Here is a 13,968-nt window from a genome sequence, read left to right on the forward strand (position 1 = left end):
AAATTTACCCATACAACAAAAGCTGCCCATACCGCTCTAACGATTGGGCAGCTTTATTGTTCAAAATAACGCTTCATTATATAGATGTGACCTGAGAGAGCAGTTTGCACGTTATATTCTCGGTTCACTTACTCGGTCTATCGAAAAACCCCAAACGGTGCAGCACGGTCATGATTCGATAAAAATCAAAACTGCCCTCAGGATCATGCAATACTTCTGCCTGCTGTGCAGCTTGTACTGCCGGTTCTGCCCAAGCAGGAACTTTAGCCGGTTTCTCTGTCTCTACGGCCTTGAGCCTTGTGTTCAACTGCTTCATGGTATTGCTCTGCTCCTCTAACAATTTCATAGCAGAAGCATATTGCTTGCTAAGCTGCTGCATCTGCTCTTGTGTTTTTTGCAGCTCGGCCGTCAATTGTTCAATTTTCATGCGTTCCTCCTCCTCTGGATTAAGCAAATCATATTGATGGAGCAAATTCTGTTCCATTAAGGCGATGAGTTTTTTCGGATAATTAGGGTCTGTAGCGTAACCCCCCCTCCAAATCTCGGTCGCCGCCGTTTTATAATTCGCCCATAACACGCCATGGTAACGCTGTGGCTTGTCACGTGTGCCGTTCAGGATCAGTCGAGTATGATCGGCAACCGATTCACTCCAGCTGTTATACTTACGGAACTGGGCTTGGGTCGTATAGGGTGTCTGCCCCCGGTATTCGGTTGTCTGCATGGTGACGCTTCCCGCCGGACCGGTTCCTTTGATGCCAAACAGATTGTTCGCTTTTTGCGTTAGACCGCTCATTCCCCAATTGGATTCCAAAATTGCCTGAGCGAGCGTAAGCGAAGCAGGCACCCCGTACTGGCGCATATCCTGAGTGGCTATAGGTGCCAGCTTGGCAATAAATTCAGAGGGTTTCATCCTTTTTCTCCTCCTTTCGTGCCGTTTGCTTATCCCCTTCTTCGGATTTGATCTGGAATACCTGTACCACATTACGCAGGGACTGGGGGATCGGTACCCCCATTCTTCCCACGTTCTCAATAATAGACAGCAGCTCATTCGCGAGATAGAAGAAGATCACCGTATTCTGAAAATAATTCATCTCTCCCAGCACCCGGTCCACCAGATGCATCAGAGCGATGATGAGAAAAATGGTCATTTTGCGTGCAATACCAGTATAACCAATACGGCTGCGCAGCTCGCCGTTCATCCAGGCCGCGCCCCAACCGGTCAACCAATCGATCACCACGAACCACAACAACAGATGCAGCGGCAACGACCATCCGCCCCAGACGTACCCTGTCACGGCCCCCGTCCCCGCCACCAGCATCTTAAACAGTTGACCGATGTGCTCATACATAATTGTTCCTCCTTTTATAATGGTTTGGAAGGTGTGAAAAAGCCCTCGGAGGAGCCGAGGGCTTTTGTTGTTGATTTACTTGGTCGTTCTGTGCATGCTATCTCCTAGCTAAACATCACTCCGCATGCGGATCATTCTTCCGATCGCTGTTGCCCCCAGATTTTCTTATAACTTGATAGATAAGGTTAAAATCCGGGAACAAAGGCGAACGCTCCGCTTCTCCAGGATGATTCCGCCTTCTCCGTTGAAGCCTCTTTTAATGTATAGTAATTCAAAGCAGCGTTTAGTATGCCTCGCCAGTGATGATTTCATATTCTTCGGAAGTGATCACCCCTTGCTCCGACTGGGAATAAAAAAGGGACGACACTTGAAAAGGTTGATTCAGGGATATAGAGGGCCCCCCTACACCTCTACTCCGTTGGGATCCATCCAGTCAGCCTTACCCTTATAGTATATTCTGTGGACAACGCGACATCTGCACTCTCAACATTGCATAAAATATACATTGTATTACATCGATTTATCCTAAAATAAATTTCCCATCCATGAATATTTTCCATTTACTGTCTGTCGGAGGTGTTGTCCCCGGCTCTAATTCAATAACTAGGGATACTGGACCGGAAGTATCAAAATTATCAGGAATAGTTGTTGTTATAACTCCGCCTGATGTCTCCGTGCTAGCGTACGAGAAATAACATCTTTTATATTCTAGATCGAATTGTAGAGACAATAAATATAGAGTGGGACCTCTAGACCAATAGCCCGGTCCGGATGAGGCTATTATATGCAAAAGACCGTTTTTATCTCTTAAATGCCATTTACAGCCGAGCATCAATGTGCCGCCAGTCACTATCGTAATGTAGGATGCCCCGGCTTGGTCTTTTTGCGTCTTTTTAGGTATAAAAAAGATATTGGATAAACCCGCATCGAATGTATAGATATTTTCTACTTTTGTCGATCCAGCAGGAACATATGAGTATGGGTACTCAAAAGCAGTAGTAAAACCCTCTACTTCCATCCCTTTGTTAGATCTTACTTTCTCCGCAAGTGTAGCCCAGCTATCGTTGATGGAAGCACCGCCCAAACTGGCGTTAATGGCTTCCACCATAACATTTTTAGCATTAACGCCAGATTGAAAAGCTTTATTCGCTGCCTCTAAAGAGACGGATATAGCGGTCGCATTCTGCTGGACGGCGTCGGTCAGCTCTTGGAGCATGGCCTTTTCGTTAGCTGCGTAGGTTCCGGTGAATGGAACGATAGACGATTTGTCGAGCATTAGGTAGTTGACGGAATAGGCTGCTGATGGATCGTAATTAGAAACTGTTGTATACGCATATCCCATTCCATTGACTAATGATGAATTCGGAGAAGTTCGCAAGATCCATCTGTCGTCTCTCTTCCCATTCATGAAGATAGCCGCTATACGAGCAACCTTATTTGATAGGAATGATAATGTCTGCCCAGTCCCCGAACTGTCATTTATCCGCACGTACCCGTCCGCATAAACAGAAGGATTCGCTCTCTCCCGAGTTACAAACCCCGTTCCAACTTCGATCAGGTTATCGCCTTCGTTAAACGTAAACATGCCCTCGGAAATGATAGGCTCAATCGTTGGCGTTACGAGTTGGTATATGAGTTGGTATGGTTGCCATGCGGTATTTATCGTACGGGTAGTGGGCAATGTTGTTGTCCAAGCCCCGGATTGAACGCCCGTCGAGGAGGTTGGATCTAATTGTACCCATGCTTTTGTTCCAGTTCCATTGTACGGAGGGATTGGAACGGTGTCCCCTTGCTCATATGGAAACATCCTCCAGCCCATAAAATACGCCTTAATCTCGTCAGGCGTCGGCGTGTAGTTGTCGCCCCATCCGCTGTCTGTGTTAGGGATACTTAGCCCAAGGGCAGCACTACCCGTTGTTGTCCAATTAATTGTACTGAATTGGTCAAAATTACCGGGAAGAGTCGGCCCTCCAGCTATTAACGATTTCCCATCGTATTTAATTAGGTATGGAAGGACCCCTATATTTCGGTCTAGAGGCGCTATATAAGAAGTTATACTTTTTGCTCCAGCATAGGATGTGTAGTGTACATACGATATGTTGCCATCAAAAACAACTTTCTTCCACTTTGCCAGCTTGAAATACTGCCCGTCCTTTTCGAACACTTCGTCAGCATTCACACCTGTTAACGGATCGGCGTATAAGTCCGTTTGTAGTACGAGCATGGCGTCTTCGCGTGGTTTGAACGGTTTTGGAGTGGAACCGATATTAAGCATAATATCTTCAACAACATAATCACCAATTTCGGCATTTTCTGGTATTACAATACGAACCTGCATTGTTCTAATATTTGCTGGAGTAGAAAATGTGTCTGTTCCAATACCTGATCCATTGATGGCGGTTCCGGCTATGTCCAGTACCGACCGCCCATTTTCGTCGTACCCCATTACATCAACATACACACCATCATATCTTTCTACACCATTTCGAGATATTTTCGCCTTGAGTGTATAGATAGTATTTGGTATAGCAGAGACGAGATTAGAACTATACTGCACTACCGTTGATCCCGTTGCTTTAATTAAAGCAGAATAGGCTGACATTATGTTTGTAGAACTACCGACAGTACCCTCAAATAGTGAAGGAGTTAAATTCTCCCCGTACCGGATAGCATACGGATTTCGGACAGGCTGAACGCTATCAACGTATGGGTATTTGTCGGCGACCTGTTCCGGTGTCATGCTTGCGAGGTCAGCATATTCCTCGGCCGATACCTCGTATATCCGAGCTGCATCAAAGTAGGCAATGATCGCCGATGATCCCGATCCTTTTAATGCTAAGTCAGCGTTAGACGTGGTATCAGCTGTAGGGCTGTAAAATGCAACAGAAGGTTTAAAGGTTGTCGAAGTTACATTATTACCGATAGCCCCGACTCCGGAAAGATGGATTCTAGCATACTCGGCATTCTCTATCCGTGCATCAACAATAAGAACATATTTTTTGTTAGCGTAGAATTTCACATTAGGAATGAATGCAGCTCCGCTCGAAAATCCTTGCGCAACTGTTACTTTCAGTGCTGTTCCTTGGCTATATTGGCTATTATCAAGTGCAAGTGTTACCTGGTAAGGGGAAATGCCGTTTAAAGAATCACAAGACCCATCCCGCCCCAACAAATTCACCAACGTCCGCCCCTTAATCCCGCTCAACTTAAAAGGCGCGCTCCGCTCCGCGTTCACGATCTGAAGCCCCGGCTGCAGCACGACTTCCCTGCGTTCTTCCGTATCCAGGCGCTTTTCCAGAGCATGGATGGCCTCACTGCTTTCACCCGCAAACCGATCTACGGCATCCGCGTTCTGATCGATATACTTCTCCAGATCGAAATACGTCGTGGACGGCGAGGTTCGATCGATTTTGTTCAACCCGATATTCGGTGTAACCGGATTCGTCATTTAGGCTCCTCCTCCCAACAATCTGTCTTGTGTTGTTGCTGATATTTCCTCAAAGGTCATGCCCTCTACCTCGGCAATGGTGAGATAACGCAAAGCGTAATCGACCGCCATATGCGCGGGTTTGATTTCCTCAATGGCTGATTTTAGATCACTTAAATTTGGCGGAATACCCAGCGTATCTCGAAAATGAATCGTCACTTTATACTCCGCTGGCTGGACGGATACCTCGATGCTGCCTCGCTCATAAGCTTGCGCCACATTTTTGAGCATGCTGGCGGACACCTTGCCGCTTCCCCGCATCTTCGAGATGATAACCGAGCGCCGCTGCTCGATCGGCTTGGAGAGATTCACCGGAATGTTCAAGTCCTGCTCGAACCGGGATAACGCCCACGTAGCAGTTTCGGGATAATACTGGTCCACTTGATCCTCCAGTTCCTGCGCTAACTTGTCCAATTCAGCCCCTTCTGCCCCGGCAATGGCTTTCATTTCTCGAACATCATGATAATAGGACGGCAGGTAACCCAGCCAGGCTTCGGCTTTACTCATCGGACCGTCACCGTCCCCAAGACAGCCACTGCTTCCGGTTCGATCGGAATGCTGTCCGTTCCTCCGTTCACGGTCAATACCTCGTAGTCGATGACCGCCGGAATATCCAAAATCACGTTGGCGATCCGGTTATACCGGACCAACGGGTCGGACATAGCCAGATCTTTCAGATACTGGTGAACACCCTGCTCAATGGCTTCCTGCACACCATCCATTCCGGCCCCATCGAGCAGCGTAACCTGCACTTCGATATTCACAGGCACTTCGGCCGCCCCAACGACGGTGACAGCCGAACCGACAGGCGCTGCCCCTTCCCCCATGCCATCCATGGTCGGATCGATGTACTGCTGCACCGATTCCACAACGGAAGGCGTCGGCGAACGCATCTCGTTATCCAGCAGCACCACCTTGACGGTGCCCGGACCATCCCATAAAGGAAAAGCCTTAGCCTTTCCAACCCCGGCTTTCTCCCTCGCCCACAGTTCATACTGATTCCGGTTTGCACTGGTCACGGGTCGGGAGATTTTTTCGCGGTATCGGTCATACAACGCTTCGTCCGACTCGGTATCTACGCCAGGTACCCAGAGCTCCATCAGCTCCGCCTTCACCAAGCCTTCTACGTATTCCAGCGGAAGCAGCGAACCGAATCGGCGGTTGCCTTCCTTCCCGCTTGTCTCGCACTCCAGAACAAATTGCCCTGCATCCAATCGGGTGATGACTTTGTAATTCAGCGGATCCAATGAAAAACGGCTCCCTAGAGGCACATCCACCGCGGCACCGTTATTGCCTGAGAAGTGCCCCAAAAGCTGTGCTTTTGTAGACTGCTTCCGGGTCAGCCCTGACCAGGCAATGCTCCGATCCAAAAATTCGCCCGATGCCGTCGCGGCAAATTTCAGGTTCATGGAGTACCCCAATTCCACGTACATCTGGGCAAGCTCAGCCGCAGAGGGGGCCAACGCATCGTAGATGATGCTGCCTTCCCTTTTATCCATACCATCCGGGATTCGATCCATCATCCGCTCCAGAATGGCTTCATACGTCTGTTCCTCAACCATCCTCCCTCACCACCTTAGTCATACTGTAAATGCCATACACACTTCGGACCGTAAACTCTGCCATGGCCAACTCGCCCGTAAAAGTAATATTCATATCATCGACCGACAATACGCGATCATCCTGCATCAGCGCTTCCTTGATATGCCGCTCGATTTCAGCATAGGCCCAAAGCGGGTCGCGGCCAATGACGGAGTCCAGCTCCTGCCCATAGTTGCCGCTATAGATCAGATGCTCAAATCGGCGAGTCTGAAGGATTTTGACGACAGCCTGTTTAGCAGCCTCAAGACCGTCAATGTGACCGGAGATCGTCCCTTCCTCCAGATTCAAGTCATATGTCAAACTAGGCCGCTCTATGGTTTCCACGATCTCGCTACTCGGTTGCAGCGTTCCTCCTTGCGGGATCATGACGGCTTCACCAACCGATCCAGCACGAGATACGTTTGCCCGCCCTGGTAACGTATGAGCAGCACCGTGTCTCCCGTTTCCAGCCCTTTTCGAATTACATATTCCGCGCCGCCAATGTTCAGCTTGTACTCGGTCATCGACTCTCCGATAACTAAAAAATCCTCCGTCAGGCTGAAACGCTGATCCACGTTCACCTCCAGAGGATGGATTGATGTGACTGTACCGTACAGCACCGCCATCGGGTTTGTGCTTCCCACGGCGCTGAGACTGGCTTTTTTGATAATATCCAGCATCCCTGCTTACACCACCTTCATATTCAGCGACATCGTGTGCGTACCGTCCGAGAATTTATGCGTACACTCATCGATGAGATACGGCTTCAAGCCTTCTTCCGGCAGATTCACATAGATCGTGTTTCCGGCACGGACCCTCAAATCCCCGATAGCCTCAATCGACAACGTCTGCTGCTCCCTGTTCTTCAGCTCCAGCAAATTTTGCGCTAACTGCTTCAATTGTGCGGGGTTCATGTTCTCGTCAGCAACCTCATACAACTGGAGCAGGCCCCACTGGGCAATGTTTTGTCCGTGCTGGTAAAGGTAAACGTCCCGTTTGCCCGTCTGCTTGTTATCCCGCACGACTTTGATGCGGTTGTACGTCTCGTTGTCGATGCTTTTTTTATATGAAAAATCCGTCATGAGGCTATCTTCTCCCACCGCTAGCATGAGCAGCATGTCGTTGATGTTGGTCAACCTCAGCTCACCGTACTGGTCGTAAAACATATAGTACTGCTTGGTCGCGATCAGCGTAGAATCCAAGGCCTTGCAGATGATATCAATCAGTTTCTTGTCCGCTTCCAGCATGGCAGGGATGGTATGGCCGGTATCGGCCAACGTCCCTGTTTTCAGATTAAAATCCTTGGCAATCTTGCGAATGATATCCTCCACCTTGGCATTCGTAAACCGGTAGGTGTCGTTGCTGGACAGGTAACGCAGCTGGTCGTAAGCCATCACTTTAACCTGGGCGTCCATGCCCCACTCCTTGGAAAAAACATATCCATAAAACAGATCCTTGTTATCCTTGCGGAAGCGCACAATGTCGCCGTTTTCCACTTCGAATTCCTTGCTCTGCGCAAGACCATTATTCACAAAGTTGATATCCAGACTCGCCGGCTTCGCCTGACGGCTTGTTTTCCACGTGATGTCGGTTACGATCTGCCCCAGATCCCACACGCTTCCGTTCTTGCGGTCAATCATCAGTTCAATCATGGCGCCACCTCTTTAGGGAATCTTGAGAACCCGGCCGACGGCCAGCTTCCGGACCTCATGGTCCTTGATTCCGTTCAGTTTTTGGATATCCGCATGACGGGAACCGCTGCCGAGTAGCTTTTGGGCAATGCTCCACAGGGAATCGCCTTTGGCAACCGTATAGGAAGTCGGCTTTTTCCGGTCATCCGGCCTGTCTTTGGTTTTCACCGCAGCGGCTTTTTTGTCCTTAACCGGCACGACTTTACGCGCCCCGTAGAACACATAGCGCTTGAGCGTAATTGAGAACTCGATATCTTCCGGTGAACCGGCCATCGTATTCCAGTTGAAGCTTTCGATGGATGCCGCCATGTTGATGCCAAAAGACTTCATCGCTCTCACCACATTCTTGCCATCCGTACCGCTCAGCGGATCGGGAACAAGCCCCGTCATGACAAAGCGAACAGGTCGACGGGACTCCATCCAGCCCTTAATGGTATTAACGTATTCAATCGGAAGCTTCAGCTTTTTGTCAGAACCTAGATGTACAAAGGGATACACTCTCCCCGGGAAAAAGCTCTCAAACGAGATCTCCGTCAGCTTCGGATGCAGAATCGCATTTACTTCGCCAAGCCCAGCTACCGTATAGGATTTGCCTTCACCGCTATCCTTGACGTCAAACCGCTCAGGATTCACCGGAAATCGGAAAACTTCCTCCTGGTTATTGAAGCTCAGAAAAAAACCATAATCGCTCATGCTACAGATACACCCCCTCGGCACTGGACACAAACTGCTCCTCCAGCGTTCGGTTAATTCTCGACATGATCGTATCCAGATCAGCTCCGGAATTAATATCTCCCGTCGTCATCTGTACGGTTGGCGTCAGGGTGATCATATTGCTGATCGCATTCACTTCTGCCAAATCGCGCATCACTTTCAGATCCTCGCTCGCCACGTCCACCGAGTTATCCACTTTACCAATGGAATCGATGCTGCCACCCGCAGGGGCTACCGGGATTGGAGCCGTTGGCATGGCGGGCATAGCAGGCATGGACGGGGTCGGGGTTGTTTTTGGAAGAGCAACATCGTACCCGGTTTTTCCTGTGTTGTACTGTTTTAAAAGATCCTCGTTGTTCTTGCCCAGGTTCTTATCCGGCATGAATTTATCCTTAAATGTATCCATGGAGAAATCTTCTATGCCTTTCTGTCCGGTTTCTTTGAAATTTGTAAAGTCTGCCTTGTACTCAATCTCTGCAATCTGCTTGGTATCCACACCAAGGACCTTTCCAAAAAAGCCCGCTACCGCGTTAACACCTTTAATGATGCCGTTAATGACGGAAATGACAGTGTTCACCGTGTTTTGAGCCAGGTCGACAATGAAGCCGAATACGTTACTGAATATTTGCTTAAGGCCAAGCGTCACCACTTTCCAAGCCCCGAATGCGGCCATTGCAGCGATAATTAATGAAATTAATAACATAAGAGGATTAGCTTTGATAACCATATTAAATATTCTCATCGCTCCTGCAGCGATGTTCGTAATCGTGGCCATCACGGATTGAGCTGCCGCAAACGCGTAAGCCGATATTCTCCCCATGATCATCCCTGCATTTAACATCGCAAAAAAAACACCCGCTAAAGCGATAACAGGAAGCAACCCCATAAATATAGTGACCAGATTCCATATGGTGTTACCGACACCAGCAATCGTAGCTTTAATGAATTCCCAGGCTGGAGGGATCATTTGCGCTACCCACAAAAACCCCTCAGCAATTACGGTTAATCCTATGGATATAGCATCAATAAAAGGCTGGAAAGTCCCGTTTTCAAAAGCTGCATTCAACATATCCAGAATTGGCATGATTGCAGCTAATGCGCCACCCCCCATCTGAACAAAAGAATTGTTGACGGATCCCATTAGTTGCTGCCACTTATTAACAGGCGAATCCAGCATGGCATCCATAGCTTCCTGTGTCATCCCTGATTTTTGCAGCAGTTTGTCCATGGATGAAAGAAATGCAGTAAAATTCCCTTTAGATGATATGATTTCTGCATTAAAGCTTTTAATCTGGGAATCAGGAATATTAAAATCTTTAGCTAGAGAGCTGGTATCGCCACGCAACGCACTCATAATCGCCCCTGTTGCATCTTTTGAACTCTTGCCGTCTGTTGATAGTGTGCTCATTCGATCAGCGAAGCCATTTAATTGCGCAATTTGATCTGAGTTTTTAGTCATTGACATGAACGTTAAAGCATTATTTAACGAATCATTAACATCTAACCCGGTTTTCAATGCATTCTGTTTGACGTTCTCGAATATAGCTGAACCTACCTCGGCATCACCAGTCTTAACTTTAAAGAAGTCTTCCGTTACTTGTTCTTTTGCTGCTGGAATAATCGTCATTTTCGCAACAAAATCGGCCGCTTTATATGCGGATTTTAACAATTTAAAAGTATTCCCAAGCTTACTGGCTTTCTTTTCCCCTTGCTCAATCCGTTCATTAAGCTGCTCTTGTTCTGCTGCTGCCTCAGCAATTTGATCAACAGTTTGTTGAAAGCTGTTTTCAAGCTGTAACAGCTGATTCACGATCATTTCATTAGCCAAATTATTTAAGCGCAGGAGTGCATCCTTTACACTCGCCATTCCTTCACCCCCTTTTCTACAACCTATCTCCGCTTCCGGACTCGCTCGCGCTTCTCCTTCTCCACCCGCATCGAGATCATGGCATAGATGGCGGCCCGTTCCCGGACCGTCATCGCCATGAGCTGGTGAGGAAGGATGTGCAGTTCATGGAGGGCATAGTACGCATAATTAGCGTCACCATCGCCCTCTTTGATTAGTTTTTTACGTCATCTACCAGTTCGTTCATATCCCGGTCAAAACCGTTCAGGGCTTGCACCCGCTCACCAAGCGCGGCGAACTCGCCGGGCAGCAGCATTTTGCGGAGCAGGGATTCTGCACCGAGCACGCCGTACGATTTTTGCAGCTCGCTGTTTTTCAGATCCGGGTAGATGACGCTCGATACCATCAGTTTCGCCATATAGTCGTTCGGGTCGATTTCCGGCGTGAATACACCGTTCTTGCCCTTAACCTTACGCGTAGCCGCTTTGCGGCACTCCTGGTTCTCTTCCTCCGTGATGCTGCGCAGCTTCCAAGGCACGGGGCTCCCTTCCGCGTTCTTAAAACGAACAGAGACCACGAATTCCTCCGTGATCTCCGCAGACGACTGGCCAGCAAAAAACATACTAAAATCGCTCATATTCCTTCCTCCTCAATTATGTTAAGTATTAGTTCAATGGGTTAAACGGCGTCTCAATCCGCACATTCTCAAACGTGAAGGCCACTTCTTCCTCCAGCGCCTCCGCTTCGGTATCGAGAGATGCCATAATCACGCTGTCCAGGTTGACCCCTTCCAAAATCACCGTCTGACGTCCCGTCGACGAACCCGGATCCTCATTACGTACTTCAATCATGAAGTACGCATCTTTGCCTGTTTGAATGTATTCCATCATCAACTCGCGGAACAGTGAGGTCACATAATAAATGGTCATCGTGCCGCTGCCCTTCCAGCCAATGGCTTTATGCTGTACTGCGCGTTGGCCCATCGTTTTCAGCTCGGCTTTTTCCTTCTCCACCGTAGCTTCCAGTGTTTTAATGTAGAACATTTCCTCCATACGCTCGCCAATTTTGACGAATGCCTTGCCCTCTTGCCCCGAAATCGTATCGCTTGCCCGTAAAAATGCCATCTTAGACCACCTTCACTTTCATATATACTTTTTCAATTGCATCCACTGGCTGTACCTTAATATCCACAAACAGCACATCGCCTTCTGTGCCCGGCGTCACCGCAATATCCTCGTTCGCATCGAAATTCTGGATAGCCCCGATATTCTGCAAAGATGCAAAGTACGCCGCACACTCCGCCCAAAACAGCGTCCGGCCATCCACATTGTTGTCTACCTTCCCGATATAAGACTTCTCGAAAATCAGCTTCAAATCATTTGCAATGCCATCCAGAACGCGGACCACCCGGTTTTTGGAAAAATGGCGCGCTTTGGCCGGCTCAATCGATGTAAAGCTGTTAATATCCTGCTCTACCACGGCCTTGCCGCCGCTGTAGCTGAACAGGAACTCGCCCTTCGTCAGCGCTTCTTCAATCTCCGTATGGCTAAGACGAACATCGGTATCCACCGCTTCATCGTAAGCCGCGTACGTTAGGGATTCGTTAACAGCTGCCGCAACCGTGGCGCCAGTGACCCAGGCAACTGCCTTGACCTTGTCCACGACGGAGCCGTCAGTGAGAACAACGCCATTTTTCACGGAGATGACGCCTTCATAATCCGCAGCCGGATAGTCGGACAATACAGCTTGGACCTTCTTGCCTTCCTGCTCGCGAAGCCGCTTGACGAATGCGGTATACAAGGACTTAAGCGTTGGGTCACTCGACAACAGACCTACAGTCTGGAAGTCTTGGACCTCAAGCGCGGCAAGGAAGTCCACATGCTCTTGGTTCGTCACGGTGCCGTTCGCGCCACCTGTCAGAGCGAATCCTGCCGTGGCCGCCAAATCGCCTGTATCCGGTGCGAAGGTCACGTACAAGTTAGGTTCTAGTTCGGCTGCACTGGCTACAAGCTGCTTGTCCACAGCTTTGCCGCTCAGCAGCGTGCTGACCACAAACTTTCCGGGATCATCCACCGCGTTCTCAACAACGATCTGGAGATCATTACCGCGTTCGCCACCATAAAGTGCGGTTGCTTTGAGACCGGCAACAGAAGCTGCAGCCTGGGCCCCGCTGTTCAAGCGATACAACAGAAGCGTGCCAGCGCGCTTAAGTACTTCTTTTACAGAGAGCAACTGTGGTGCGGTGACATCATAACCCAGCACCTCCACCAGATTGGTGCCTGGTTTGATCGTCAGAATTTTATGAGGCTCTCCCCACGGAAGGGACAAGCCCAGTGCCGCAATCCCCCTTTCACCTACGCGCCCGATCGGCTGCTCCTGCGATGAGATTTGGGTGTATACGCCTGGTCTTACTTTGTTGGGTGTTGTCCATGTTCCTCCGGCCATTTAGATGACCTCCTTTTTCAAAAATGTGGTTAATTGTTCTTTCGCTTGCTGAATAGTGTACGTCTTGCCCTCTTCGAGAATGGCGCTCAGCACATCCTTCTCGCGATTACTGAATTGATTGGATTGTGCCAACTGTTGCTTGTTGAACGCCGGTGCTGTTTCTTTTTTACTCATTTCAATCCGCCTCCCTGTTTCAATGTTTGCATCTTCATGTCGGTCTCTTCCTGATCCGTTGTCATCTGAATGACATACTCTGCACGAAAATATCCTTCTCCCGCTGCACCATCATTCCCCGTTGGTCGCTCCCACGCCACTGATGAAGCCCGGCAAGGCCGGCCTTCAACTTCAAGGGTGGTTAAGCTCTCCAACATCTCGTCCATGATCGTTGCCACCGGCTTTCCTTCCACTGGCACGTAAGAGATGCGGAAACGAAAACGAGCCGCATATCGACTTGTCGATATCGGCTCGAACTCGGCTAGGGTTAGCTCAGTTTGGAAGTATGGGGCTGGGGGCAGTGGGTCGGCATCCTCTTTGGAGATGAAGGGGATGTCTTTAAATTTCGTTTGTAAGACGCTTTTCAGAGAAGTTTGCATTTCATGAACAATCATATCTATTGTTCCTTTCTTTAACTGGATGTCTGGTGTGTCCTTCTATTATATTTGATACAGAAAAAAACCGAGACAACTCCGAAGCATGAAATTGATACTATTTTGGCGGTACAAGATCCGGACGGATAACATACACATGAGCCAGAACCTTTTCGCGATCATGCGGTTGCATTGGGTAATTAGATACGACTTGATCAATAGTGCCCTCGCCCTCATTTACCTGAGTAATGCAGGCATTAGCTACGAC

General features: G+C 48.9%; 15 protein-coding genes. All 15 read right to left on the minus strand.

What is annotated here, in order from left to right; genetic code table 11:
- Positions 1–124: 124 nt before the first annotated feature.
- A complete protein-coding gene (locus M4D81_RS20990) occupies positions 125–910 on the minus strand; it encodes a glucosaminidase domain-containing protein (protein ID WP_260067950.1) in 786 nt (261 codons plus the stop codon).
- Positions 897–1,349 (minus strand): phage holin family protein, encoded by a 453-nt coding sequence (locus tag M4D81_RS20995; RefSeq protein ID WP_260067951.1) that lies wholly within the window; start codon positions 1,347–1,349, stop codon positions 897–899. The genes M4D81_RS20990 and M4D81_RS20995 overlap by 14 nt, the downstream gene beginning before the upstream one ends.
- Positions 1,350–1,869: 520 nt before the next feature.
- Positions 1,870–4,797 carry a hypothetical protein gene (locus M4D81_RS21000; protein ID WP_260067952.1) on the minus strand — a complete coding sequence of 976 codons (2,928 nt, stop codon included), beginning with the start codon at positions 4,795–4,797 and terminating at the stop codon, positions 1,870–1,872.
- A complete protein-coding gene (locus M4D81_RS21005; RefSeq protein WP_260067953.1) occupies positions 4,798–5,343 on the minus strand; it encodes a YmfQ family protein in 546 nt (181 codons plus the stop codon). It abuts the gene before it with no gap.
- Positions 5,340–6,398, minus strand: a complete 1,059-nt coding sequence (locus tag M4D81_RS21010) for a baseplate J/gp47 family protein (protein WP_260067954.1) — start codon at positions 6,396–6,398, stop codon at positions 5,340–5,342. The genes M4D81_RS21005 and M4D81_RS21010 overlap by 4 nt, the downstream gene beginning before the upstream one ends.
- Positions 6,391–6,804, minus strand: a complete 414-nt coding sequence (locus M4D81_RS21015) for a DUF2634 domain-containing protein (protein ID WP_260067955.1) — start codon at positions 6,802–6,804, stop codon at positions 6,391–6,393. The genes M4D81_RS21010 and M4D81_RS21015 overlap by 8 nt, the downstream gene beginning before the upstream one ends.
- Positions 6,801–7,097 carry a DUF2577 domain-containing protein gene (locus M4D81_RS21020; RefSeq protein ID WP_009594605.1) on the minus strand — a complete coding sequence of 99 codons (297 nt, stop codon included), beginning with the start codon at positions 7,095–7,097 and terminating at the stop codon, positions 6,801–6,803. Before M4D81_RS21020 ends, M4D81_RS21015 begins: the two co-directional genes overlap by 4 nt.
- Positions 7,098–7,103: 6 nt before the next feature.
- Positions 7,104–8,069, minus strand: a complete 966-nt coding sequence (locus M4D81_RS21025) for an XkdQ/YqbQ family protein (protein WP_260067956.1) — start codon at positions 8,067–8,069, stop codon at positions 7,104–7,106.
- Positions 8,070–8,081: 12 nt separating this feature from the next.
- Positions 8,082–8,801, minus strand: coding sequence for a LysM peptidoglycan-binding domain-containing protein (locus M4D81_RS21030; protein ID WP_260067957.1), 720 nt, complete (start codon positions 8,799–8,801; stop codon positions 8,082–8,084).
- 1 nt (position 8,802) lies between these two features.
- The gene (locus tag M4D81_RS21035; protein WP_260067958.1) at positions 8,803–10,689 is read right to left on the minus strand and encodes a phage tail family protein; all 1,887 of its coding nucleotides are present in this window, start codon (positions 10,687–10,689) and stop codon (positions 8,803–8,805) included.
- A 193-nt stretch (positions 10,690–10,882) separates the two neighbouring features.
- Positions 10,883–11,305 (minus strand): phage tail assembly chaperone, encoded by a 423-nt coding sequence (locus M4D81_RS21040; RefSeq protein ID WP_260067959.1) that lies wholly within the window; start codon positions 11,303–11,305, stop codon positions 10,883–10,885.
- 28 nt (positions 11,306–11,333) lie between these two features.
- Positions 11,334–11,792 (minus strand): phage tail tube protein, encoded by a 459-nt coding sequence (locus M4D81_RS21045; protein ID WP_260067960.1) that lies wholly within the window; start codon positions 11,790–11,792, stop codon positions 11,334–11,336.
- 1 nt (position 11,793) lies between these two features.
- The gene (locus M4D81_RS21050) at positions 11,794–13,113 is read right to left on the minus strand and encodes a phage tail sheath family protein (RefSeq protein WP_260067961.1); all 1,320 of its coding nucleotides are present in this window, start codon (positions 13,111–13,113) and stop codon (positions 11,794–11,796) included.
- On the minus strand, positions 13,114–13,287 hold the full coding sequence (locus M4D81_RS21055) for a hypothetical protein (RefSeq protein WP_260067962.1): 174 nt from the start codon (positions 13,285–13,287) through the stop codon (positions 13,114–13,116).
- The gene (locus M4D81_RS21060) at positions 13,284–13,721 is read right to left on the minus strand and encodes a phage tail terminator family protein (protein ID WP_260067963.1); all 438 of its coding nucleotides are present in this window, start codon (positions 13,719–13,721) and stop codon (positions 13,284–13,286) included. Before M4D81_RS21060 ends, M4D81_RS21055 begins: the two co-directional genes overlap by 4 nt.
- Between the last annotated feature and the right edge of the window lie 247 nt (positions 13,722–13,968).

It is taken from the genome of Paenibacillus sp. p3-SID867 (assembly GCF_025142895.1).
Taxonomy (GTDB): domain Bacteria; phylum Bacillota; class Bacilli; order Paenibacillales; family Paenibacillaceae; genus Paenibacillus_AQ.